General features: G+C 72.2%; 18 protein-coding genes. 8 read left to right on the forward strand and 10 right to left on the reverse strand.

The window, feature by feature from the left end; translation table 11 throughout:
• Positions 1–96: 96 nt before the first annotated feature.
• Both S1361_RS26855 and S1361_RS26860 read right to left on the reverse strand, forming a co-directional pair.
• Positions 97–2,034, reverse strand: coding sequence for a tetratricopeptide repeat protein (locus S1361_RS26855; protein WP_341829370.1), 1,938 nt, complete (start codon positions 2,032–2,034; stop codon positions 97–99).
• 139 nt (positions 2,035–2,173) lie between these two features.
• The gene (locus tag S1361_RS26860; RefSeq protein ID WP_208034490.1) at positions 2,174–3,022 is read right to left on the reverse strand and encodes a 5'-methylthioadenosine/S-adenosylhomocysteine nucleosidase family protein; all 849 of its coding nucleotides are present in this window, start codon (positions 3,020–3,022) and stop codon (positions 2,174–2,176) included.
• Positions 3,023–3,049: 27 nt separating this feature from the next.
• On the opposite strand from S1361_RS26860, the gene S1361_RS26865 reads away from it, so the two are divergent.
• Together S1361_RS26865 and S1361_RS26870 are read left to right on the forward strand one after the other, a co-directional pair.
• A complete protein-coding gene (locus S1361_RS26865; protein WP_243769314.1) occupies positions 3,050–3,607 on the forward strand; it encodes a hypothetical protein in 558 nt (185 codons plus the stop codon).
• Entirely contained in the window at positions 3,604–5,787 is a 2,184-nt protein-coding gene (locus S1361_RS26870; RefSeq protein ID WP_243769315.1) for a tetratricopeptide repeat protein, read from the forward strand. The genes S1361_RS26865 and S1361_RS26870 overlap by 4 nt, the downstream gene beginning before the upstream one ends.
• Here the strand turns inward: S1361_RS26870 and S1361_RS26875 are convergent.
• Both S1361_RS26875 and S1361_RS26880 read right to left on the reverse strand, forming a co-directional pair.
• Complete coding sequence (locus tag S1361_RS26875; RefSeq protein WP_208034491.1) at positions 5,669–6,361, reverse strand: response regulator; 693 nt, start codon at positions 6,359–6,361, stop codon at positions 5,669–5,671. The genes S1361_RS26870 and S1361_RS26875 overlap by 119 nt on opposite strands.
• Positions 6,358–7,986: a sensor histidine kinase gene (locus S1361_RS26880; protein ID WP_208034492.1), complete on the reverse strand. Its 1,629-nt coding sequence runs from the start codon at positions 7,984–7,986 to the stop codon at positions 6,358–6,360. The genes S1361_RS26875 and S1361_RS26880 overlap by 4 nt, the downstream gene beginning before the upstream one ends.
• Before the next feature lie 155 nt (positions 7,987–8,141).
• Here S1361_RS26880 and S1361_RS26885 point away from each other — a divergent pair, with 155 nt between their 5' ends.
• Positions 8,142–9,530 carry a cation:dicarboxylate symporter family transporter gene (locus S1361_RS26885; protein WP_279577626.1) on the forward strand — a complete coding sequence of 463 codons (1,389 nt, stop codon included), beginning with the start codon at positions 8,142–8,144 and terminating at the stop codon, positions 9,528–9,530.
• 158 nt (positions 9,531–9,688) lie between these two features.
• Here S1361_RS26885 and S1361_RS26890 read toward each other — a convergent pair whose 3' ends face one another.
• Complete coding sequence (locus tag S1361_RS26890) at positions 9,689–10,303, reverse strand: TetR/AcrR family transcriptional regulator (RefSeq protein ID WP_208034493.1); 615 nt, start codon at positions 10,301–10,303, stop codon at positions 9,689–9,691.
• A 126-nt stretch (positions 10,304–10,429) separates the two neighbouring features.
• On the opposite strand from S1361_RS26890, the gene S1361_RS26895 reads away from it, so the two are divergent.
• The 5 genes from S1361_RS26895 (at position 10,430) to S1361_RS26915 (ending at position 16,484) form a co-directional block, all read left to right on the forward strand.
• Positions 10,430–12,103, forward strand: a complete 1,674-nt coding sequence (locus S1361_RS26895; protein WP_208034494.1) for an MFS transporter — start codon at positions 10,430–10,432, stop codon at positions 12,101–12,103.
• Positions 12,104–12,307: 204 nt separating this feature from the next.
• Positions 12,308–13,075, forward strand: coding sequence for a DUF2127 domain-containing protein (locus S1361_RS26900; RefSeq protein WP_208034495.1), 768 nt, complete (start codon positions 12,308–12,310; stop codon positions 13,073–13,075).
• Between the two features lie 250 nt (positions 13,076–13,325).
• Complete coding sequence (locus tag S1361_RS26905) at positions 13,326–13,754, forward strand: MerR family transcriptional regulator (protein ID WP_208034496.1); 429 nt, start codon at positions 13,326–13,328, stop codon at positions 13,752–13,754.
• 14 nt (positions 13,755–13,768) lie between these two features.
• Entirely contained in the window at positions 13,769–14,083 is a 315-nt protein-coding gene (trxA, locus tag S1361_RS26910) for a thioredoxin (protein WP_208036784.1), read from the forward strand.
• Between the two features lie 139 nt (positions 14,084–14,222).
• On the forward strand, positions 14,223–16,484 hold the full coding sequence (locus S1361_RS26915; RefSeq protein WP_425087346.1) for a HelD family protein: 2,262 nt from the start codon (positions 14,223–14,225) through the stop codon (positions 16,482–16,484).
• 75 nt (positions 16,485–16,559) lie between these two features.
• On the opposite strand, the gene S1361_RS26920 is transcribed toward S1361_RS26915, so the two are convergent.
• The 5 genes from S1361_RS26920 to S1361_RS26940 all read right to left on the reverse strand — a co-directional run bounded on the left by S1361_RS26920 (position 16,560) and on the right by S1361_RS26940 (position 24,809).
• On the reverse strand, positions 16,560–17,054 hold the full coding sequence (locus S1361_RS26920; RefSeq protein WP_208034497.1) for a hypothetical protein: 495 nt from the start codon (positions 17,052–17,054) through the stop codon (positions 16,560–16,562).
• A 66-nt stretch (positions 17,055–17,120) separates the two neighbouring features.
• A complete protein-coding gene (gene glgB / locus S1361_RS26925; RefSeq protein WP_208034498.1) occupies positions 17,121–19,502 on the reverse strand; it encodes a 1,4-alpha-glucan branching enzyme in 2,382 nt (793 codons plus the stop codon).
• A complete protein-coding gene (locus S1361_RS26930; protein ID WP_208034499.1) occupies positions 19,499–20,890 on the reverse strand; it encodes a maltokinase N-terminal cap-like domain-containing protein in 1,392 nt (463 codons plus the stop codon). Before S1361_RS26930 ends, glgB begins: the two co-directional genes overlap by 4 nt.
• Positions 20,891–20,985: 95 nt before the next feature.
• Positions 20,986–22,686 carry a maltose alpha-D-glucosyltransferase gene (treS, locus tag S1361_RS26935; RefSeq protein WP_208034500.1) on the reverse strand — a complete coding sequence of 567 codons (1,701 nt, stop codon included), beginning with the start codon at positions 22,684–22,686 and terminating at the stop codon, positions 20,986–20,988.
• On the reverse strand, positions 22,683–24,809 hold the full coding sequence (locus S1361_RS26940; RefSeq protein WP_208034501.1) for an alpha-1,4-glucan--maltose-1-phosphate maltosyltransferase: 2,127 nt from the start codon (positions 24,807–24,809) through the stop codon (positions 22,683–22,685). Before S1361_RS26940 ends, treS begins: the two co-directional genes overlap by 4 nt.
• Between the last annotated feature and the right edge of the window lie 169 nt (positions 24,810–24,978).

Here is a 24,978-nt window from a genome sequence, read left to right on the forward strand (position 1 = left end):
AAGAGGAGTGGTCTAGTCAGGTCAATGCGTGTGCGCGGGATTGCGCCTCGGCGGGCCAGGGGACGGGTGATAGTCCACGACGGTGAAGTGGGGCCGTCAGTCCGGGAGTTCGGCGGCTCGGGCGCGGGCTTGGGCGGCTCGGTCGGGGGCGTTGGCGCGGGTGAAGGCGTCGGCGGACTGGAGGTAGGCGGCGCGGGCTTCGGCGGGGCGGTGGGCGGCCTGATGGGCGAGGGCCAAGTTGTGGAGGGTCTGCCCGTCCCCGTACCAGTCCTCATACTCCTGGTAGAGCTCCAGGCACGTACTGTAAGCCTTGATCGCCTCTTCCACCCGGCCAGCCTTCCGCAGGGCGAGGCCGAGGTTGTTCCACGCGCTGGCCTCGCGGTATCGGTCCCCGGCGGTCTGGTACAGGTCACGGGCTCTGTGGTGGGCGTCGATCGCCTCTTCCACCCTGCCCGCCTCCTGCAGGGCGAGGCCGAGGTTGTTCCAGGCGCTGGCCTCGCGGTATCGGTCCCCGGTGGTCTGGTACAGGTCGCGGGCTCTGTGGTGGGCGTCGATCGCCTCTTCCGGCCTGCCCGCCTCCTGCAGGGCGAGGCCGAGGTTGTTCCAGGCGCTGGCCTCCCGATGTCGGTCCCCGGTGGTCTGGTACAGGTCGCGGGCTTTGTGGTGGGCGTCGATCGCCTCTTCCACCCTGCCCGCCTCCTGCAGGGCGAGGCCGAGATGGTCCCATGAGACGGCCTCGGCCAGCCTGTCCCCGGCGAGGCGGGCGGCCTCCCGCGCCGCCTCCGCGACAGTGATCCAGTCATCGAAATACCGCCGCCAGTCCAGGAACTTCCCCAGATACTGGGCCAGCCTCACCGCCGCGTCCGCGAACCTCTCCTCCCGTCCCCACTCCACAGCGGCCACCAGAGCCGCGCGCTCCCCGTCCAGCCACGCCAGCGCCTGCCCCCGGTCCCTGAACCGCTCCGGCTCCTCCATTCCCGGCAACCACCGCAACCGGTCATCGGCCGCTTCCGCCCACCGCTGGTAGTACCCCAGCACCCGTTCCCGCGCCGCCTCCCCCTCCTCCCGCAACCCCGCATCCTCCGCCACGACACCGGCCCCGAACCCTCGCACCAGGTCGTGCAACCGCCACCGCACCTCGGAAGCCGTCCCGTTGCCGCCCCGCACCGGCGCGACGAGGTGTGTGGCGGCCAGGTCCTCCAGCAGCGACAGCACGGACTCCGTGCCGAGGTCCGCCAGGGCCGCGACCGCCTCCGTCCCGGTCTCCGCGCCCGGAGCCAGACAGAGCAGGCGCAGCAGGCGGGCCTGGTCGGGCGGCAGCCGGCGGTAGGAGGTCTCCAGTACGGGGCGGAGAACGAGTGAGCGCCCGTACAGGTCCGCTCCGGGACTGGCGTGGTCGAGGACGGCCGTCGCATCCCCGGCGTCCCGGATCTCGGCCACCACGGACGCGATGTCCCGGTGGCGGCGCCGGCGCAGCATGCCCGCCGCGATCTGCAGTGCCAGGGGCAAGTGCCCGCAGAGGTCGGCCAGTTCGCGCAGTGCGTCAGGCTCGCGTGCCGGACGGTCGTCGCGTTCGTCGGTGCCGTGCAGGGCACGGGTCACCAGGGCGACCGAATCATCGGGGTCGAGCGTCTCCAGGTCGATCAGGCGTACCGGAAGGGCGTCGGGGCGGTCCCGCGAGGTGATGAGCACCCGGTGCCGGTCCGTGCCGGGCAGCAGCGGCACGTACTGGGTCGGGTCCGAGGCGTTGTCCAGGATCAGCAGCATGCGGTCCCGGCGTTCGGCGAGGAGCGCGCGGTACGCGTCGTACTGGCGCCCGGTCGTCGGCGGCAGGTCCCGGTCCCGTACGCCGAGCGCGTCCAGCAGCGCCAGGACCGCCTGATCGGCCGTGACCGGGTCGTCGTCGTACCCACGCAGGTCCACGAAGAGCGTCCCGCCCGGGAACCAGCCCTCCGCGCGCGCCCGGTGCGCCGCCTCCAGGGCGAGCGCGGTCTTGCCGATGCCGCCCATGCCGGTGACGGCGAAGATGAGCAGCGGCAGTGCGGTCGTGTCGTCCTCGCCGGGTGCGAGGTGGGGGAGCAGGCGGTCCAGCTCCGCCGACCGGCCGGTGAAGCCGAGGGGGCGGGCCGGCAGGGCGGCGGTCGCGCGGGGGACCGGGCCGTGGGCCGTGCCCTTACCGGCCTCCGACCTGCTTACCGGTGACGGGTCCGTGGAAGGTCCCGCCCCGGAAGTCGATGTGGTCGCCCCCGTAGCGTGCTTGAGGTCCCTCCTCGGAGTCGCCGGGACCGGTGCCGCGGGGCTGGTGCTTGCGCAGCAGCCCGACCGCCACGTTCGCCGCGTGCGCGGCCGCCCGCTGCTGCGAGCCGCCGGCGTCGGCCCGCCGCTTGTTGCGGTCCGCGCGGTCGCTGACGCCCCGCACGACGAGCGCGTCCAGCTGTCCGCTCAGGTGGGCCGCCAGGGCCGCTCCGGAGCCCTCCATCTCGATGGCGCCCGCGTCGTTGTAGTGGGCGTCGAGGTGCCGGGCGATGGCGGACCTGGAGTCGGCCAGCACCACGTCGCCGGTCGCGATCGGCGCGAAGTGCACCCGTATCCCCGGCAGGTCCCGGGCCACGGAACGCGCCGCCTGCTCCAGCGCGTGCGAGCCGGGCAGGGCCTTCGGGCGGACCTTGAAACCGTCGTGGGCCTGCTTGCCGCCGTGGATCTCGTAGACCTGGGTGCCCACCACGACATCGCCGATCCCGATGTCGTCCTTCAGGCTTCCCGCCACCCCCACGAACAGGACGGCCTCGGGGTGCAGCCAGTCGATGAGCTGGGCCGTGAGCGCGGCGGCACGCTCGGCCCCCACTCCGAGTTCGCCGATCGCCAGGTGCCAGGCACTGTCCGGCAGCCGGCCCTTCTCGACGCGGGTCCCCTTGGGGTGGACGAGTTCCTCGCGCTCCGGGACGTACGCCCGGACAGCGGCGTACTCCAGGGGCAGTGCGGTCAGGACCAGAACGGTGGATTGAGTCTCCGGCACACTCATAAGGTACTGCCGGGGGAAGGGGCTTGCGTGCCGGAACGAGACGTCACCGTGGGGCAGTTGCTGCTCGCCGAGTACCAGACCGTGAAGGACGAGCAGAAGACCCGGATCGGCTTCCGGGACAATCTGCTCTACGTCACCCTCACGGTGGTGGCCGCCGTCATCGCCGCGGCGGCCCAGGCCAGGCAGCCGGCGATGCTGCTCGCGCTGCCGCCGGTGTGTGTCGTGCTGGGCTGGACGTACCTGGTCAACGACCAGAAGATCTCCGCGATCGGGGCGTACGTGCGGGGCGAGCTGGGGCCCCGGCTCGCCGCGCTGGCCCGGGCCGAGGGGGCTGAGGTCTTCCGCTGGGAGGCCGCGCACCGGGGGGACGCCCGGCGGTTCTCCCGGAAGGTCGTCCAGTGCGTGGTCGACCTGCTGGCCTTCTGCGTCGTGCCGTTGAGCGCGCTCGTCGTGTACTGGGCGGGGGGCGAGGTTTCGGCCGGGCTGGTGGTCGTGTCCGTGCTGGAGGCGGTCGCGGTCGTGGGGCTGGGGGTGTGCGTGGTGCAGTACGCCGTGCCGTTCCGGGCAGGGGGCGGGGCCGGGTGAGCGATGTCGTCGACTTCCGGGGCGGGGACTTCCGCGGGCCCGTCATCGGCAAGGCGGAGTACCGGCAGCAGGCGCCGGCGCCCACGGCCCTGGACGCGCTGCCACCGCCGGCTGCCGGATTCACCGGCCGGGACGAGGAGTTGGCGCGGGTGCGGGCCGCGCTGGACCCTTCCGTCTCCGGCGCCGAGCAGGCCGTCCTCGTCACGGCCGTGTCCGGGCTCGGCGGCATCGGCAAGACGGCGCTGGCGGTGCAGGCGGCGTACGCGGCGCGGGAGGCGGGGTGGTGCCCGGGCGGGGTGCTCTTCGTGGACCTGCACGGGTACGACGACGTTCCGGTCACCGCGGACCAGGCCCTGCAGTCCCTGCTGCGGGCGCTGGGCGTGGATCCCGACCACATCCCGGCCACGGCGGACGAACGGGCGGGCCTGTACCGTTCGGTGCTGGCCGAGCGGGAGGCGGTGCTGATCGTCGCCGACAACGCGTCGTCGCCGGAGCAGGTGAGGCCGTTGCTGCCGGGGGGCGTGCGGCACCGGGTGCTGGTCACTTCGCGGGACCGGCTGGCGCAACTGGGGGCGCGGCTGGTGTCGTTGGACCAGCTGACGCCTGGGGCCGCGTACGAACTTCTCGACAGGGCGCTCCGTATCGCCGACCCGGAGGACAACCGGGTCGTGGAGGAGGCGGAGGCGGCGGCACGGCTGGCGGACCTGTGCGGGCACCTCCCGCTGGCCCTGCAGATCTCGGCTGCCCTGCTGGCCGAGGATCCGGGCCGGTCCGTCGCCGAATTCGCGGACGAGCTGGCGACGTCGTACGACCGCCTCGCCGCGCTCGACGACGGCGACCGCAGTGTGCGCGCCGCGTTCGACCTCTCGTACCGCAGGCTTCCGGCCGACCAGGCACGTCTGCTGAGCCTGCTCGCCCTCGCGCCGGGGCCGGAGGTGAGCGAGGAGGTGGCCGGCGTGCTGGCCGGGGAGCAGGTGCCTGCGTCGGCCGGGCTGAAGGCCCTGGCCCGCGCGCACCTGGTGGAGCGGGGGAGCGTCCGGGGGTGCTGGCGGATGCACGACCTGGTGCGCGCGTTCGGAGCGGGCCTGTTGGCAGGCGACGCCGAGACGCGGGACGCGGCGCGGGAGCGGTTGCTCGCGCACTACTACCGGTGGGCGGACGCGGCGGACGACCGGTTGCACTGGCTGCCCGGGAAGCCGGAGCCGGCACGCTTCGCCACCCGGGCCGAGGCGCTGGCCTGGCTGGACAGGGAGCGCGCGGGACTGGTGGCCGCGGCTCAGTGGGGGCGGGAGGAGCGGCACACGGACACGGCTGTGCGGCTGGCCCTGTGCTTGTACACCTATCTCGAATGGCGGCGACACCTGGACGACCTGGTGGCGGTCAACCGGTCCGCCCAGGAGGCTGCGCAGAGAGCCGGTGACCGCGTGGGTGAGGCCATGGCGTGGAACAATCTCGGCAACGCCCTGGAGGAGGCCGGGGACCCGGAAGCGGCCATCGAAGCCCATATCCGTGCCCGTGATCTGCATCGGGACATCGGCGACAGGGTCAGTGAGGCCCAGGTGTGGAGCAACCTCGGCAACGCCTTGGTGGAGGCGGACCGGGTCGAGGAGGCCATCGACGCCTACCTGCGGTCCCGTGATCTGCATCAGGACATCGGCGACCGGTTCGGTGAGGCCAGGGTGTGGAACAACCTCGGCAGCGCCCTGCTGGACGCGGGCCGGGCCGAAGAGGCCATGGAGGTCTTCATCCGCTCGGTCGGCGTCTACCAGGCCGTGGGCGACCGCCTCGGGGAGGCGTCGGCGTGGAACAACCGCGGCAACGCCCTGGCGAAGCTGGAGCAGACGGACAGGGCGATCGAGGAGTACACGAAGGCCCTGGCGATCTGGACGGAGTTCGAGGACTATTACGGAGTCGGGCGGGCGCTCGAAAACCTGGGACTCGTGTACCGGAACACCCGCCGCCCGGCGGAGGCATACGCCCACTACCACCAGGCCGCCGAGGCCTACGTCCGGGCCAACGCCCCCGCGCAGGCCGTCCGGGCCCGCGTCCAGGCCGCCGGCCTCATCGCCCCTGAGGAACCCACCGGTAAACCAGCTCAGGCCGCCCCACCTGCCCGTACAACGGACTCCGCCCCGCCCGTCCCGCCTCCACCAGATGCTCCAGGTACCGCCGGGCGGTGATCCGCGAGATGCCCACCGCCTCGGCCACCCCGGCCGCGGTGAGCCCCTCCGGCGCATGCCGCAGAGCGGACGTCACCCGCTCCAGCGTCGGCCCGCTCAGGCCCTTCGGCAGCGCCGCAGGCGACGGCGCGCGCAGGGCCGCCAGGGCGCGGTCCACCTCGTCCTGGCCGCTCGCCTCGCCCACCGCCGCCCGGAACTCGGCGTACCTCACCAGCCGGTCCCTCAACGTCGCGAAAGTGAACGGTTTCAGGACGTACTGGACGACGCCCAGGGAGACCCCTTCCCGCACCACCGCCAGGTCCCGCGCCGAGGTCACCGCTATCACGTCGGCGTGGTGGCCGGCGGCCCGCAGGGACCGGGCCAGTTGCAGGCCGTGCACGTCCGGGAGGTGCAGGTCCAGCAGCAGCAGGTCCACCGCCGTGCGGTCCAGGATCCGCCGGGCCTCCGCCCCCGTGTGCGCCTTCCCGACCGCGACGAACCCCGGCACCCGGCCGACGTACATCACGTGCGCGTCGGCGGCCACCGGATCGTCCTCGACGACGAGGACGCGGATGGGCTGCTGCTCGCTCGTCATCTGCCGCCGCCCAGGGGTGTGCGCAACGGCAACCGCACCTCGAACACCGCTCCGCCCTCGCCGTCCTCGCCGGACCCCGTCACCGTCAGCGTGCCCTCGTGGCGGTTCACCGCCTGCCGGACCAGGGCCAGCCCGAGTCCCCGCCCGCCGGGCCCGGCCGGCTTGGTGGAGAACCCCCGCTGGAATACCAGGTCGCCATGGTCCGGGTCGACCCCCGGGCCGGTGTCCGACACCCGGAGCACCACTTCGGCGGCCGTAGCGTACGCCGTCACCGTCACCCGCGCCCGGGCGCTGCCCTGCGCCGCGTCCACCGCGTTGTCGATCAGGTTGCCGAGGATCGTCACCAGGTCGCGGGCGGACAGGCTCTTGGGGAGCAGCCCGTCGTCCAGCCGGCTGTCCGGCGAGACCACCAGCTCCACGCCCCGCTCGTTCGCCTGGGCGGTCTTGCCCAGCAGCAGCGCGGCCAGGACCGGCTCGCCCACCGCGGCCACCACCTGGTCGGTCAGGGCCTGCGCCAGCTCCAGCTCGGCCGTGGCGAACTCCACCGCCTCCTCGGCCCGGCCCAGCTCGATCAGGGAGACGACCGTGTGCAGCCGGTTCGCCGCCTCGTGCGCCTGGGAGCGCAGAGCCTGGGTGAAGCCGCGCTCCGAGTCCAGCTCGCCCATCAGGGACTGGAGTTCGGTCACGTCGCGGAGCGTCACGACCGTGCCCCGCCGCTCGCCCCCCGACACCGGGGAGGTGTTCACCACCAGCACCCGGGACTCCGTCAGGTGCACCTCGTCCACGCGGGGCTCGGAGGACAGCAGGGCGCCGGTCAGCGGGGCCGGCAGGCCCAGGCCGGCCACCGAGCGGCCGATCGCCTCCTCCTCCGGGCCCACCCCCAGCAGTTCCCGGCCGCCGTCGTTGATCAGTGCCACCCGGTACTGGCCGTCCAGCATCAGCAGCCCTTCCCGGACGGCGTGCAGCGCCGCCTGGTGGTAGTCGTGCATCCGGCTCAGCTCGGTGGCGTTCATGCCGTGGGTGTGGCGGCGCAGCCTGGCGTTGATCACGTAGGTGCCGACCGCGCCCAGCAGCAGCGCCCCGCCGGCCACCCCCAGCAGGGCCGCGACCTGGTCCTGCACCCGGGCGCTGATGGTCTCCACCTTGATGCCGGCGCTGACCAGGCCGACGATCCGGCCATTGTCCGTGACGGGGGTCACCGCGCGGACGGACGGGCCGAGCGTGCCGGTGTAGGTCTCGGTGAAGCTGTGGCCGTGCTGGGCGGGGCCGATGTTGCCGAGGAAGCGTTTGCCGATCTGGTCGCGGTCGGGGTGGGTCCAGCGGATGCCGGACGGGTTCATGATCGTGACGAAGTCGACGTTCGCGTCCCGCATGACCTGGAGGGCGTACGGCTCCAGCCGGGCCGTGGGGTCGGCGGTGCGGATCGCCACGCGGACCGAGGGGGAGTCGGCGATGGACCGGGCCACCGCCGTGGCCTGCCGGGCGGCGGCGTCCTCGGCCTGCCGCTGGTCGTTGACGTACGTGAACAGCGCGTACCCGGCCACGACCACCGCGATCAGCACGGCCTGCATGGCGAACAGCTGGCCGGCCAGGCTGCGGGGTCCGGGGAGGGTGGGCAGACGCATGTCAGCAGTGTGCCTCTGCGGTTAAGCGTGAACTAAATGAACGGAAGGGTGACCGCCCTCACAGGCCGGGAGATAGTCACGGCATTCCCCGATAACGCCCGGACGTGAGCCGCACGCCGGTAGTTACGCCGACGAAGACGTCAAGGAGGGCAGTCGTGACCGCCAGCACTCCCGATACGGCACCTGCCGCAGCCCGCGTGAAGCGGGACCGGACCCATTACCTGTACATCGCCGTCATCGTGGCGGTCGCGCTCGGCATCGCCGTGGGCCTGATCTGGCCCGACGCCGCGGTCGAGCTGAAGCCGCTGGGCACCGGGTTCGTGAACCTGATCAAGATGATGATCTCGCCGATCATCTTCTGCACCATCGTGCTCGGCATCGGATCCGTGCGGAAGGCCGCCAAGGTCGGCGCCGTCGGCGGCATCGCCCTCGGCTACTTCCTCGTGATGTCGCTCGTCGCGCTCGCCATCGGACTCGTCGTCGGCAACGTGCTGCACCCCGGCGACGGGCTGCACATCACCAACGCGATCAAGGCGACCGGGCACAGCCAGGTCTCGCCCGACGCGCTGCCGCCGGTGGACTTCGTCCTGTCGATCATCCCGACCACGTTCGTGTCCGCCTTCACCGAGGGCCAGGTCCTGCAGACCCTGCTCGTGGCCCTGCTCGCCGGGTTCGCGCTGCAGGCCATGGGCTCGGCCGGGCAGCCGGTGCTGCGCGGCATCGAGCACATCCAGCGGCTGGTCTTCCGCATCCTGTCCATGGTGATGTGGGCCGCGCCCGTCGGTGCGTTCGGCGCGATCGCGGCCGTGGTCGGCTCCGCGGGCATCGACGCGCTCAAGAGCCTCGCGGTGCTGATGCTCGGCTTCTACGTCACCTGCTTCCTGTTCGTCTTCGTGGTGCTCGGCGCGCTGCTGCGGATCGTCGCGGGCCTGAACGTCTTCTCCCTGTTCAAGTACCTCGGCCGTGAGTTCCTGCTGATCCTGTCGACGTCCTCGTCGGAGTCCGCGCTGCCGCGGCTGATCGCCAAGATGGAGCACCTCGGCGTCAGCCGGCCGGTCGTCGGCATCACCGTGCCGACCGGGTACTCCTTCAACCTCGACGGCACGATGATCTACATGACCATGGCGTCGCTGTACATCGCGGACGCGCTGGGTACGCCGATGTCGATCGGCGAGCAGATCCCGCTGCTGCTGTTCCTGCTGCTGGCCTCCAAGGGCGCGGCCGGCGTCAGCGGCGCGGGGCTCGCCACCCTGGCCGGCGGTCTGCAGTCGCACAAGCCGGCCCTGGTCGACGGGGTCGGGCTGATCGTCGGCATCGACCGGTTCATGAGCGAGGCGCGGGCCCTGACGAACTTCGCGGGCAACGCGGTCGCGACCGTGCTCGTGGGCACGTGGACCAAGGAGATCGACAAGGTCCGGGTGCGGCAGGTGCTGGCCGGAGAGCTGCCCTTCGACGAGACCACGCTGCTGGACGAGGACCGGCCCGCGGTGGCCGAGGTTCCCGAGGCCCGGGAGAACGGCGAGAAGGAACTCGCCAAGGCCTGAGCCGGTACCCGAGCTCCGGACGTCCGGCCCCGCCTGAACCCGGGCCGGGCGTCCGGCCCACGCCGCCGGGCGGCCGAGGCTCCCCCCCCCCCGTGCCCCAGCGCCCGGCTTCCGCCCTTCTCCGGGCGGTTCCGGCGTTTCCACTTCTCCCCTGGGGGCTACGACACCCCGGCCACCAGCTCGGTGGCCCGTGAGGCGGGCACGCCCGCCGCGGTCAGCACGGCGACCGTGGCCGAGCGGCCCGCCTCTTCCGCTGCCAGCAGGCCGTCGTTCACCGCCTCCATCACCGCGAACAGCATCTGCTCGTGCACGTAGGCGAGGGCCGGCGCGGGCAGCGGGGAGGCGAAGGCGCCCTCGTCCAGGCCGCGCTGGAGGAGGCGCACCTTGTTCTCGCGCAGCGGCGCGAGGCGGTCGCGGATGCCCTGCACGGTGACCGTGCGCTGGGCCAGGGCGATCAGCAGCCGGTAGCGGTCGGCGACCGGCCACAGGGCGAGCACCGTGCGGGCCACCGCCTCCGCCGGGTCGGTGACGCCGGCGCGGGCCTGCGCGTCCGCGGCCGCCAGCGCCTCCACGGCCCCGTCCACCAGGGTGCTGATGAGCGCTTCCCGGCTGGGGAAGTGGCCGTAGACCGTCCGCCGTACGACGCCCGCGGCGCGCGCGATCTGGTCCATGGAGGCGTCGGGATCGCGCAGCAGTTCGGCGAGGGCGACGTCGAGGATGCGGCGCCGGTTGGCGTCGGCGCGGCTGGTGCTACCCGTGGTCATGGCGGTCATTGTGCCCTCCCGCACCCTTCCCGGCCCGACTTGCACAGTGATGTGCAACGACGTACATTGCACATCGTTGTGCAAATGCACGCCGCTGTGCAACCCCGTCGCGTACCCGAGGAAGGCGACCCCCGCATGCGACTCGTCATGACCGAACCGGTCGACAGGACGGACCGCCCCTACGCCAGGCGCTGGTGGGCGCTCCTGGTGCTCTGTCTCAGCCTGCTGATCATCGTGATGGCGAACACCGCCCTCACGGTCGCGGCGCCCGCCATGACGCAGGACCTCGGACTCTCCAGCGCCGACCTGCAGTGGGTGATCGACGGTTACACCGTCCCCTACGCGGCGCTGATGCTGCTGCTCGGCGCGATCGGCGACAAGTACAGCCGGCGCGGGGCGCTCGTCCTCGGCCTGGTGGTGTTCGGCGGCGGGGCCGTCTTCGGCTACCTCGCCGACAGCGCGGCGACCGTCATCGCGGCCCGGGCCGTGATGGGCGTCGGCGCGGCCCTGATCATGCCGGCCACGCTCTCCCTGCTCGCCGCGACCTTCCCGCGCGCCGAGCGGGCCAAGGCGATCACGCTGTGGACCGCCACCGCCGGGCTCGCCATCGCCGCCGGGCCGGTGGTCGCCGGCGCCCTGCTGCGCGACCACGGCTGGGCCTCCACCTTCCTGATCAACGTGCCCATCGCCGCCGTCGCGATCGTCGGCGCCTTCGTCCTCGTACCGCCGTCCAAGGCCGGCCACCACGACCGCATCGACTACGTCGGCGGACTGCTGTCGGTGCTCTGGACCGGTGCGCTCGTCTACATGATCATCCAGGGCCCGCACTTCGGCTGGGGCGCCAAGGCCGTCGGGGCGGCCGTCGTCGCCGGCGTCGGCCTGGTCGCCTTCGTCCTGTGGGAGCTGCGCAACCCGCGCCCGATCCTGGACGTGCGCCGCTTCGCCGGCCGCCGGTTCGCCGGCTCCAACCTCGCCGTCGCCCTGTTCTTCCTCGCCGTCTTCGGCGCGTTCTACTACCTCACCCAGCACCTGCAGTTCGTCCTCGGCTACGACGCCCTGGAGACCGGTGTGCGCATGCTGCCGCTCGCCGGTGCCGTCTTCGTCGGCTCGGCCCTGACCGGGTGGCTCACCCCGCGCGTCGGCATGAAGTGGACCGTCAGCGCGGGCATGGTCGGCGGTACGACCGCCCTCGCCCTGCTCACCCGGGTGGACGCCGGCTCCGCCTACGGCGACTTCGTGGCGCCCCTGATCATCCTGGGCCTCGCCATCGGCCTGGCCCTCTCGCCCTGCACCGACGCCATCATGGGCGCGTTCCCGGAGTCCGAGCTGGGCGTCGGCGGCGCCGTCAACGACACCTCGCTGGAGCTGGGCGGCTCGCTCGGCATCGCCCTCCTCGGCTCGTTGCTCGCCACCTCCTACGGCGACCACCTCTCCGACGCCACCGCCGGCAGCAAGCTCCCGGCGAGCGCCCTGGACACCGCGCAGGACTCGGTCGGCGCCGGGTACGCCGTCGCCCAGGGCATCGGCGAGAAGGCGCAGCAGACCGCCGCGCGGGCCCAGCAGGCAAGCGACCCGCAGCAGGCCGCGCAGCTCAAGCAGCAGGCCGGTGAGCTGGCCGCCGGCGCCCGGCAGATGGCCGACGCGGTGGGCTCCGCGTTCTCCGACGCGGTCGCCCACACCAGCCTGGTCGGCGCGGTGATCCTCGGCGTCGGCACGGTCCTGGTGGCCTTCCTGCTGCCGCGCCGCGAGGCGGAGACGCCGGAGCCGCAGGCCGCGGAGAAGGAACTGGTCGGCAGCGCGGCCGACTGACCGGCTCGCACTTCCGACCCCAGCTCGGACCCCCGGCCCCAGCTCGGACCCCGACCGTCGACGTGCCGCTCCGGACCAACCGGAACGGCACGTTCGCATACGGCGTCAGTATGTGTGGCGCAGGGACATGTGGCGCCGGTACATGTGGTGCCCGACCTGGGGCGTCAGGACGTATGAGTGAGTGAAGGTGTGGAGGTACGGGGGATGACGATCGACTGGGACCGGCGGACCTGCGCGCGCAAGGGCCATGTGACCTACGCGCCCGACGACCCCCGGCTGCGGATCCGGCTGCACGCCCAGACCGCGCTCGGGGAGGTCTGGCGGTGCCTGCGCTGCGGTGACTTCGTGCTCGGCGAGCCGCACGGCTCGGGGCCGGCCGCCGAGGCGCCGCTGGTGCCGCGCGGAAAGGTGCTCCGGGACCTGTTCGTCCTGCGCTTCCTCGCCGTCGAGCGGGCCGTGCGCGGGGTGTTCATCGTCCTGGTCGCGGCCGCGGTGTGGAAGTTCAGCAACAGCCAGGACGCGGTCCGCCGCCTGTTCGACGAGTACCTGGACGTCTTCCGCCCGGTCTTCCGGCACTTCCACTACGACCTCGACCACTCGCCGGTCGTCGGCTCGGTGCAGAAGGCGTTCGGCTACCGGCACTCCACGCTGCTGCTGGTGGCCGCCCTGCTGCTGGCCTACGCGCTGGTCGAGCTGATCGAGGCGGTCGGCCTGTGGTATGCCAAGCGCTGGGCGGAGTACCTGACGGTGGTCGCGACGGCCGCCTTCCTGCCACTGGAGATCTACGAACTCACCGAGCACGTCAGCTGGCTGAAGATCGCGACCCTCGTCCTCAACATCATCGCCGTCCTCTACATCGCCCTGACCAAGCGGCTGTTCGGCCTGCGCGGCGGACGCCGGAAGTTCGAGGAGGAGCGGCACAGCGCCTCTCTGCTGGAGGTGGAGGAGTCGGCGGGCCTGGCACACGTCTAGGCCGGCGCGCCGGAAGCCGGGCCGGTGCCGGTCGCGGACCCGGATCGCGGAGGCCGGGAGAGCCGCCTTGCCGGGATCGCCGGTGAACCCGACGGACGCCGGGCCTCGGGGGGCGCCGGCGGAAGCACCGGCCTTCGTCACCGCTTCCGGCCCGCCGGCGATCGTTTTCGGTCGTCGGCCGGTCAATCCCTGGCCGCGGTCCCGCGCCGGTCTTGCCTTGACGCCGACGTCAACACCTACCGTCATGGACATGCGCATCGGCGAGCTGGCCGCACGGGCCGGGACCACGACACGCACCCTGCGGTACTACGAGGCCCGGGGGCTGCTGCCGGCCCGGCGTGACGGCAACGGACACCGTACCTACGACGAGAACGACCTCAGGCTGCTGCGGCAGATCCGCACGCTGCAGGACTTCGGCTTCGACCTCGAAGAGACGCGGCCGTTCGTGGAGTGCCTGCGCGCCGGGCACCCGGAGGGAGACTCCTGTCCGGCCTCGCTCGTGGTCTACCGGCGCAAGCTGGCCGAGCTGGACGCGCTCATCGGGCAGCTGACGGCGGTCCGGGAGACGGTCGCGGGACAGCTGGCGCGGGCCGAACGGGCACGCGACGACCTGGCCGTCGAGGCGCTGGTTCCGGGAGGTCCGGAGCCCCTGTGCGAATGGGGAAGGCAGGAGCGGTGACGAAGGCAGCGGGTGTGCCCGAGGTGGGGGACGCGGACTTCGACAAGGAGGTGCTGGCATCGGAACTGCCGGTGCTGGTGGAGTTCACGGCGGACTGGTGTCCGCCGTGCCGGCAGATGGCGCCGGTGCTGAGCGCCCTCGCCGCGGAGGAGGGCGAGCGGCTCAAGGTCGTCCAGCTGGACGTGGACCACAACCCGGAGACCACGAACGCGTACAAGGTGCTGTCGATGCCGACGTTCATGGTGTTCCAGGGCGGTGAGCCCGTGAAGTCGATGGTGGGGGCGCGGCCCAAGCGGCGCCTCCTGGAGGAGCTGGCCGACGTGCTGTAAAGCGGCCCCGCCCGCAAAGAATCCCCCGAGCAATTGCGCTCGGGGGATTCCTGTGCGTATATTCAATGATTCGTGACTTCATTTCGATGAACCCACGAATGACGTTTACTGGGCACAGTATATCCGGGCGGGAGCGGAATTGTCAAACACCGAATTTCCAGACGATGAAATCCGGCACGAACAGGAATTCGTCGACGGACTGTACGCGCGCGTGGACGTGCTGCGCGGCGAGACGGAGACCTCCGTCGCGGACGCGCTCGCCCAGGGCGACAAGCCCATGCAGGCCCGGCTGGAGCGGGACATCCTGGTCGCCGAGCGCTCGGGGCTGCTCGCCGCGCTGAACGCCGTGGACGGCTCGCTCTGCTTCGGACGCATCGACCTCGCCGACGGCACCGAGCACCACATCGGCCGGATCGGGCTGCGCGAGGACGACGCCGAGCGCACGCCGGTCCTCATCGACTGGCGGGCCGACGTCGCCCGCCCCTTCTACCTGGCCACCGGCCACACCCCGATGGGTCTGCGCCGGCGCCGGCACATCGCCTCCGAGGGCCGGACCGTCACCTCCCTGCACGACGAGATCCTCGACCTCGGCGACGCCACCCGCACCGGGCACGAGGACCACAACGGCGACGCCGTGCTGCTGGCCGCGCTGAACTCGGCCCGCACCGGCCGGATGAGCGACATCGTGCAGACCATCCAGGCCGACCAGGACCGCATCATCCGGGCGCCGCACCGGGGCGTGCTGGTCGTCGAGGGCGGCCCCGGCACCGGCAAGACGGCGGTCGCCCTGCACCGCGCGGCCTACCTGCTGTACGAGCACCGGGAGCTGCTGGCCCGCCGGGCGGTCCTCATCGTCGGCCCGAACCCGGCCTTCCTCGGCTACATCGGCGAGGTGCTGCCCTCCCTCGGCGAGACCGGCGTGCTGCTGGCCACCGTCGGCGAGCTGTTCCCCGGCGTGAAGGCCACCGCCGCCGACACGCCCGAGGCCGCCGCCGTCAAGGGCCGCGCCGGCATGGCCGACGTCCTCGCCGCCGTCGTACGCGACCGGCAGGCCCTGCCCGACCCGGTCATCGCGATCGAGCACGACCGCGAGGTGCTCATGCTGGACGACGGCCTGGTGAGCGTCGCCCGCGAGCGCACGCGCGCCGCCAAGCTGCCGCACAACGCGGCCCGCGAGCACTTCGAGGGGCACATCCTCAACACGCTCACCGAGCTGTACGCCGAGCGCGTCGGCACGGACCCCTACGACGGCAGCAGCCTGCTCGACGCCTCCGACATCACCCAGATCCGCGACGAACTCGCCGAGAACCCCGAGGTCTGGGCCGCCGTCGACCAGCTGTGGCCCCGGATCACCCCGCAGCGGCTGGTCGCCGACCTCCTCGCCGAGCCCGACGGCTACCTGCCGCCGGAGGACGCCGACGCGATCCGCCGCCCGGTCACCCGCGCCTGGACCGTCGCCGACGTGCCCCTGCTGGACGAGGCGGCCGAACTCCTCGGCGAGGACGACCGGATGGCCAGGGCCCGCGCCGAACGGGAGCGCGAGACCCAGGTGGCGTACGCGCAGGGCGTGCTGGACGTCTCCTACGCCTCCCGGACCTACGAGTTCGAGGACAAGGAGGCCGACGACCCGGACGCCTCCGAGGTGCTGTCCGCGCACGACATCATCGACGCCGAGCGGTTCGCCGAGCGGCAGGAGGAGGCCGACCACCGCAGCGCCGCCGAGCGGGCCGCCGCCGACCGCACCTGGGCGTTCGGGCACATCATCGTGGACGAGGCGCAGGAACTGTCGCCGATGGCCTGGCGACTGCTGATGCGGCGCAGCCCGACCCGCTCGATGACCCTGGTCGGCGACCCCGCCCAGACGGCGGAGGCGGCCGGCGTCGGCTCCTGGGCGGACATCCTCGCCCCGTATGTCGAGGACCGCTGGGAGCACACCCGCCTCGGCGTCAACTACCGCACCCCGGCGGAGATCATGGACCTGGCGGCGGCCGTGGTCCGCGCCGAGCACCCCGGCTTCGAACCCCCGAGCTCGGTCCGCTCCACCGGCGAACGCCCCTGGGTGCGCCACGTCCCCGACGACCTGCCCGGCGCGGTCGCCAAGGCGGTCGCCGAGCTCACCCCGGCGGAGGGCCGGCTGGCGGTGATCGCCCCGCGCGCCCTGCACCGCTCCCTGGCCGCCCGCCTGGACGGCGTCACGGCCGGCGCCGAACCCGACCTGACGCGGACGGTCGTCCTGCTCGACCCCCGCCAGTCCAAGGGCCTGGAGTTCGACGCCGTCCTGGTGGTCGAGCCGGGCGCCTACGGCACGAGCGACCTGTACGTGGCCCTCACCCGGGCCACCCAGCGGCTCGGCGTGCTGCACACGGGGGAGCTGCCGCCGGGCCTGGCCGACAGCGAGTGACAGCGGGGACGGCGGCGACGGCGGGCCTGCGGGGCCGGCCGGGGCTGCCGCCCCCGGGGTCCTGGACGGCCTGCCTCACCCGCCGGACGGGCCGCCGGTGTGCCGCTCCGGTCCGGTGCCGGGCGTCTTCCGCAGGTCCATGCCCTTCGTCGACGTCAGCCCCTGCTCCGGATGCGCCCGGAAGGCCGCCGTCCAGGCCGTGGGCGGGCAGGACCGGCCGTTGGGGTGCTCCTCGGCGAGCCGCGCCCGCCGGCTGTCCCGTACGACGACCCGGCCGTCCTCCCCGGAGGTCACCGTGAGCCGCACCGGCACCGGGCCGGCGCCGACGTCGTCCGGGAGCCGTACCGACAGCGACCGGAAAGGATCGCCCGGATCGCCGGACGCCCCCTCGGCACAGTCGCCGTCCACGCACAGCCGTACCGTCACCGCGTCCCGCTGCCGGCCGAAGTCGGCGGGCCGCCACAGCACGGCGACACCCGACTCCATGTCCATCTGGGTGCACAACCCGTCCGGTGCACAGCCCGTCAGGGCCGCTGCCACCGTCCCCAGTGCCACGACGGTCCGCCGCATGTCCTCCCCCTCCGCCCCACCGGGCGCCGAGCGTATGCGCAGGGTGGGGCGGAGGCAAAGGGCGGGTCACGCCGGGCGCAGCCAGACCGTCGCCAGCGGGGGCAGGGTCAGCCGGATGCTCGCCGGGCGGCCGTGCCAGGGCTGGGCCTCCGGCTTGACGACTTCCGGGTGGGTGACGTCGCTGCCGCCGTAGCGGGCCGCGTCGGTGTTGAGGACCTCCACCCAGGCCGGCACGTCGTCCGGCACGCCGAGCCGGTAGTCGTGGCGGACCACCGGGGCCAGGTGGGAGACCGCGAGCAGCGGGGTGCCCTCGGCGTCGCGGCGCAGGAAGGCGAAGACGTTGTCGTCCGCCGCGTCCCCGGTGATCCACTCGAAGCCCGCCGGATCGGTGTCCCGCTGCCACAGCGCCGGACTCGCCCGGTACACCGCGTTCAGGTCCCGTACGAGGTCCCGCACGCCCCGGTGGTCCGCCTCGGCGCCGTAGTCCGGGTCGAGCAGCCACCAGTCGGGTCCGCGTGCCTCGGACCACTCGGCGCCCTGGGCGAACTCCTGCCCCATGAACAACAGCTGCTTGCCGGGGTGGGCCCACATGAAGCCCAGGTAGGCGCGGAGGTTGGCGCGCTGCTGCCACCAGTCGCCCGGCATCTTCGACACCAGGGACCGCTTGCCGTGCACCACCTCGTCGTGGGAGATCGGCAGGACGTAGTTCTCGCTGTAGGCGTACACCATCGAGAACGTCATCTCGTGGTGGTGGTAGGCGCGGTGCACCGGATCGTGGCTCATGTACTCCAGCGAGTCGTGCATCCAGCCCATGTTCCACTTCAGGCCGAAACCGAGCCCGCCGAAGCCGCTGGGACCCTTGTGGTGGGTGGGCCGGGTGACGCCGTCCCAGGCCGTGGACTCCTCGGCGACGGTCACCACACCGGGGCAGCGCCGGTAGACGGTGGCGTTCATCTCCTGCAGGAAGGCCACCGCGTCCAGGTTCTCCCGGCCGCCGTGCTCGTTCGGCGTCCACTGGCCCGGCTCGCGCGAGTAGTCCAGGTAGAGCATCGAGGCGACGGCGTCCACGCGCAGCCCGTCGATGTGGAACTCCTCGCACCAGTACACGGCGTTCGCCACCAGGAAGTTGCGCACCTCGCGCCGTCCGAAGTCGAACTCCAGCGTGCCCCAGTCGGGATGGGCGGCGCGCCGGGGGTCGTGGTGCTCGTACAGCGGACGCCCGTCGAACTCGGCGAGTGCCCAGTCGTCGCGCGGGAAGTGCGCCGGCACCCAGTCCATCAGCACCCCGATGCCGGCCTGGTGCAGCCGGTCCAGCAGGTACTTGAAGTCGTCCGGGGTGCCGAGCCGGGCCGTCGGCGCGTAGAAACCGGTGACCTGGTAGCCCCACGAACCTCCGAAGGGGTGCTCGGCGACCGGCATCAGCTCCACGTGGGTGAAGCCCAGCTCGCTCACGTACGCGGGAAGCTCCTCGGCCAGCCGGCGGTACGTCAGCCCCGGCCGCCAGGACGGCAGGTGGACCTCGTAGACGGAGAAGGGGGCCTCGTGGACCGGGGTCTCCGCCCGGCGCGCCAGCCACTGCGCGTCACCCCACTCGTGGTGCGAGGCGTCCACGACCGAGGAGGTGGCGGGCGGCACCTCGGTACGGCGGGCCAGCGGGTCGGCGCGCAGGGTGCGCGAGCCGTCCGGGCGGGTGATCTCGAACTTGTACAGCTCGCCCTCGCCGATCCCCGGCACGAACAGCTCCCAGACCCCGGTGCCGCCGAGCGAGCGCATCGGGAAACCGGTGCCGTCCCAGAAGTTGAAACCGCCCGTGACCCGCACACCCCGCGCGTTCGGCGCCCACACCGCGAACCGGGTCCCGGTGACGCCCTGGTGGGTGGTGACATGGGCGCCGAGCGCCTGCCACAGCTGCTCGTGCCGGCCCTCCCCGATCAGGTGCAGGTCCAGCTCGCCGAGGGTCGGCAGGAAACGGTAGGCGTCCTCCGTCTCGTGCACCGTGCCGTCGTACGTCACCAGCAGCCGGTGGACGGGGACCTCGGAGAGCGGGAGCAGGCCGGAGAAGAAGCCGTCGCCGTCGTCGTGCAGCTCGGCCCGCAGCCCGTCCGCGACCACGGTGACCGCCTGGGCGTACGGGCGGAACGCGCGGAAGGCGACCCCGCCCGGCACCGGGTGCGCGCCCAGCACGGAGTGCGGATCGTGGTGGGTGCCGTCCAGCAGCCGCGCACGGTCACCGGCGTCGACGGCCGGGGACACGGCGACCTCGGCAGGAGGCGCCGCTGCCTGCGGGGGGACCGCCGCGGCGGGCGCCGGTGCCTGCGGCGGGACGTCCACGGCGGGCGCCGGCGCCTGCGGGGGTACCTCCTGGGCCGGCGCCTTCCGGGCGGCGGTCTTCTTCCTGGCCGCGGTTTCCTTCTTGGCCGGGGACGGCTTGTTGGCCTTGGGGGTCACGGACGAGCCTCCTGGTCGGGCAGGGCGAGGCGGCGCACCGCGTTCAGCGGCACGGGCAGCCAGTCGGGGCGGTGCCGGGCCTCGTAGACGACCTCGTAGACCGCCTTGTCGGTCTCGTAGGCCCGCAGCAGCACCGGGTCGGTGCGTGGATCGCGGCCGGCGACCTCCGCGTACCCGGAGCAGTAGGCGGCCCGGCAGGCGTGCGCCCAGTCCGGGGCGGGCGGGGTCACCGAGTGGGCCGCGTAGTCGAAGGAGCGGAGCATCCCCGCGATGTCCCGCACCGGCGGCTGCGGCATGCGCCGCTCGGCCAGCGGACGGGCCGGCTCGCCCTCGAAGTCGATCAGCGACCAGTCCCCGGACGGCGAGCGCAGGCACTGCCCGAGGTGCAGGTCGCCGTGGACCCGCTGGGCGGTCCAGGTCTGGCCCTCGGCGGCCAGATCGGCCAGCGCCGTGTAGGCCGAGCGCAGCCCGTCCTCGTACGGCCGCAGTGCCGGCACCGCCTGCGCGGCCGCCGCCAGCCGCTCGGTCATGCCGCCGACCAGCAGCTCCAGTTGTGCGTGGCCGAGGCTGACCGTCGGCAGGGCGCGGGCGAGCGCGGTGTGCACCTCGGCGGTGGCCCGGCCCAGCGCGCGGGACTCGGCGGCGAAGTCCTCGCCCTTGGCCAGCTCGCGCAGCGCCAGCTCCCAGCCGTCGGCGGCCCCGCTCACGAACGGCTGGAGCACGGCCAGCACGTACGACTGCGCGTCCACGTCGGCGTGCAGCCAGGCCGTCGGCGCGGGCACCCGGGGGCAGCCCTCGCGGGCCAGGGCCAGCGGTATCTCCAGGTCGGGGTTGACGCCGGGCACCACCCGGCGCAACAGCTTGAGAATGAACGTATCTCCGTAGACCACCGACGAGTTGGACTGCTCGGCGGTCATCAGCCGGGCCACCAGACCGGCCCGGATCTCCTGCCCGGACTCCCGCTCGAAGCGCAGCGCGCCGATGCGGGCCCGGGTGCGCAGGGCCTCCAGCAGGACCTCGGCGGGCCGGGGGTCGTACAGGGCCTCGTACACCGTGCGTCCGGCGAGCGGGCCCTGCGTCACATGGCCGATCAGCGCGGGCGCCAGCCGGGGCGGCAGCGCCTCGCGCACGCCTATGAGGAGCTGGTAGGAGTCGCCGGGGTGCGGCGGGGCGCCCGGCGCGTCGGGCTGATGGACGCGCAGCAGCAGGTGGTACAGGCCCAGCCGGCCGTCGGGTGGCAGCAGTTCGGTCACGGAGACGGGCGTGAACCCGGTGACCGGACGCCCCTTGCCCGCGAACCAGCGCTGCCGGGGCAGCCAGGCGCGCAACAAGGGGTCGAGCGAGGTGAGGAGAGGGGTGGTGCCGGAAGAGGTGACCGTATCCGCCATGGGCGTCACGTCCTTTCCCCGGGGGTCGTCGGGGTGTTACTGATGCGTGCCCCGGGTGGGGCGGTGAAAACGCCGCACCGCCCCACCGGCTCGCGCTATACGGTTTCCCGGCGCAACCGGAACCAGTAGAAGCCGTGCCCCGCGAGGGTGAGCAGGTACGGCAGCTCGCCGACCGCCGGGAACCGGACCCCGCCGAACAGCTCGACGGGGTGCCGCCCGCCGAACCGGCTCAGGTCCAGCTCCGTGGGCTGCGCGAAGCGGGAGAAGTTGTGGACGCACAGCACGAGGTCGTCCTCGTACTCGCGCAGGAAGGCGAGCACCGCCGGGTTCGACGACGGCAGCTCGGTATAGGACCCCAGTCCGAAGGCAGGATTCTGCTTGCGGATCTCGATCATGCGGCGGGTCCAGTGCAGCAGCGACGAGGGCGACGACATCGACGCCTCGACGTTGGTGACCTGGTAGCCGTAGACCGGGTCCATGATCGTGGGCAGGAAGAGGCGTCCCGGGTCGCAGGACGAGAAGCCGGCGTTGCGGTCGGGGGTCCACTGCATGGGGGTGCGCACGGCGTCGCGGTCGCCGAGCCAGATGTTGTCGCCCATGCCGATCTCGTCGCCGTAGTACAGGATCGGTGAGCCGGGCAGGGACAGCAGCAGGGCGGTGAACAGCTCGATCTGGTTGCGGTCGTTGTCGAGCAGGGGGGCGAGCCGCCGCCGGATGCCGATGTTGGCGCGCATCCGCGGGTCCTTGGCGTACTCGGCCCACATGTAGTCGCGTTCCTCGTCGGTGACCATTTCGAGGGTCAGCTCGTCGTGGTTGCGCAGGAAGATGCCCCACTGGCAGCCGGACGGGATCGCGGGGGTCTTGGCGAGGATCTCGGAGACCGGGTAGCGCGATTCGCGCCGCACGGCCATGAAGATGCGCGGCATGACCGGGAAGTGGAACGCCATGTGGCACTCGTCGCCGCCGGCCCGGAAGTCGCCGAAGTAGTCGACGACGTCCTCCGGCCACTGGTTCGCCTCGGCGAGGAGCACCTTGTCGGGGTACTGGGCGTCGATCTCCTTGCGCACCCGCTTCAGGAACTCGTGGGTCGCCGGCAGGTTCTCGCAGTTGGTGCCCTCCTGCTGGTACAGGTACGGCACCGCGTCCAGCCGGAACCCGTCGATGCCGAGATCCAGCCAGAACTTCAGCGCGGAGATCATTTCCTCCTGCACCGCCGGGTTCTCGTAGTTCAGATCCGGCTGGTGCGAGAAGAAGCGGTGCCAGTAGTACTGCTTGCGTACCGGGTCGTACGTCCAGTTGGAGACCTCGGTGTCGACGAAGATGATGCGGGCGCCCGGATACTGCTTGTCGTCGTCGGCCCAGACGTAGTAGTCCCCGTACGGACCGTCCGGGTCCCGCCTCGACTCCTGGAACCACGGGTGCTGGTCGCTGGTGTGGTTCATGACGAAGTCGATGATGACCCGCATGCCGCGCTGGTGGGCGGCGTCCACGAACTCCACGAAGTCGGCGAGGTCACCGAACTCCGGGAGCACCGCGGTGTAGTCGGAGACGTCGTAACCGCCGTCCCTGAGCGGGGATTTGAAGAACGGCGGCAGCCACAGGCAGTCCACGCCGAGCCACTGAAGATAGTCGAGCTTGGCGGTCAGGCCCTTCAGGTCGCCGACGCCGTCGCCGTTGCTGTCCTGGAAGGAGCGGACCAGGACCTCGTAGAAGACCGCGCGTTTGAACCAATCCGGGTCCCGGTCCTTGGCGGGAGTGTCCTCGAAGGTGTCCGGAACGGGCTCATTGACGATCATATTGTGGGTGACCCTCCGATCTTCGGGGTGGACGGTCGCAGGACGGTGAAGACATGCGCGGGCCTATGACCCGGTTCGAGGCGCACATAGTTGGCCCTGCCCCAGTTGTAGGTCTCGCCGGTGAGCTCGTCGCGCACCGGCACGGACTCGTGCCAGTCCAGGCCGAGTTGCGGCATGTCCAACGAGACCGTTGCCTCCTGGGTGTGGTGCGGGTCGAGATTGACGACCACCACGACCGTGTCCGAACCCGTGCTCTTGCTGTAGACGATCACCGCATCCTTGTCGGCGTGATGGAAGTGCAGGTTCCGCAGGCGCTGTAGCGCCGGGTGTTGCCGTCGGATGGTGTTGAGCCGGGTGATGAGCGGTGCGATGGTGCGTCCCTCGCGCTCGGCGGCCGCCCAGTCGCGTGGCCTGAGCTGGTACTTCTCCGAGTCCAGGTACTCCTCACCGCCCTGTCGCAGCGGGGTGTTCTCGCACAGCTCGTAACCGGAGTAGATGCCCCACGTGGGGGAGAGGGTGGCGGCGAGCACGGCCCGCACCTCGAACGCGGGCCGCCCGCCGTGCTGGAGGTATTCGTGCAGGATGTCGGGGGTGTTGGCGAAGAAGTTCGGCCGCATGTAGGCCGCCGCCTCACCCGACAGCTCCGTCAGGTACTCGGTCAGCTCCTGCTTGCTGTTGCGCCAGGTGAAGTACGTGTACGACTGCTGGAAACCGATCTGCGCCAGCGTGTGCATCATCGCCGGCCGGGTGAACGCCTCCGCCAGGAAGATCACGCCGGGGTCCTTGCGGTTGACCTCCGCGATGACCCGCTCCCAGAACACCACCGGCTTGGTGTGCGGGTTGTCCACCCGGAAGATGCGGACGCCATGGCTCATCCAGTGGCGCAGGATCCGCACGGTCTCCGCGACCAGTCCGTCCATGTCGGCGTCGAAGGCGATGGGGTAGATGTCCTGGTACTTCTTCGGCGGGTTCTCGGCGTACGCGATGCTGCCGTCGGGGCGGTGGCGGAACCACTCGGGGTGCTTGTGCACCCAGGGATGGTCCGGCGAGCACTGCAACGCGAAGTCCAGCGCGATCTCCAGCCCCAGCCTGTCCGCCTCGGCGACGAAGAAGTCGAAGTCCTCGATGGTGCCCAGGCCGGGGTGGACGGCGTCGTGGCCGCCCTCGGGGGAGCCGATCGCCCAGGGCACGCCGACGTCGTCCGGGCCGGCGGTGAGGGTGTTGTTGGGGCCCTTGCGGAAGGTCGTGCCGATGGGATGGACCGGCGGCAGGTAGACCACGTCGAAGCCCATGTCCGCGATCGGCTTCAGCCGGCGCGCGGCCGTGCGGAAGGTGCCGTGCGGCTGCTCGGCGGTGCCCTCCGAACGCGGGAAGAACTCGTACCACGAGCCGTACAGGGCGCGTTCACGCTCCACCAGCAGCGGCATCGGATCCGACGCGGTGACCAGCTCCCGCAACGGACAACGCGCCAGCACCGCCTCCACCTCAGGTGACAGGGCCGTCGCGAGCCGCCAGGCGGCCGGGCGGCCCTCGTCCCGCAGGGCCGCCACCGCGTCCAGGACGGGCGCCCGGTGCTCCTCCGGGACTCCGGCGGCGGCCCGCTCGTACAACTCGGCGCCCTCCGCCAGCACCAGGTCCGTGTCGATACCGGCCGGGATCTTGATCCGGGCGTGCTGCCGCCAGGTGCCGAGCGGGTCCGACCAGGCCTCCACCGTGTAGGTCCAGCGGCCGGGTTCGCCCGCGGTGACCGTGGCGCCCCAGCGGTCGGTGCCGGGGGCCAGTTCCCGCATCGGGGTCCAGGGGCCGGCCCGGCCCGCCGGGTCCCGCAGCACCACGTTCGCGCCGACGGCGTCGTGGCCCTCCCGGAACACGGTGGCCGACACCTCGAACGACTCTCCGGTCACCGCCTTCGCGGGCCTGCGTCCGTGCTGGACCACGGGGCGTACGTCCAGGACGGGGATGCGGCCCAGGGTGGTGGCCGCCTCCGGGGACGACCGCTCCCCGTCCGCGGACGGGCCGGCGGCGCCGGCCGGCGCCACGCCTTTCCTCCCCGTCGTCCTCTTTCCTGCTGCCTTGGTCTTGCTGCCTGTCGGGGGTGCTGACGAATGCTGCGTCGCGGGCATGACCGCTCCTGTCCGCTTCGACGTGGGTGTGGGCGGATGGACATGGGGAGGTGGGTCCTGCGGAAGTGCTGTGGTGTGCCTGTGGGGTGTGTACCGGAGGAGCCTTCCCACCCGGCTCGGGTGGGCAATCCGGCACTTTGTTAACTACTCACGCGTACGTCTACGCACA

The sequence above is a fragment of the Streptomyces cyanogenus genome (assembly GCF_017526105.1).
GTDB lineage: Bacteria > Actinomycetota > Actinomycetes > Streptomycetales > Streptomycetaceae > Streptomyces > Streptomyces cyanogenus.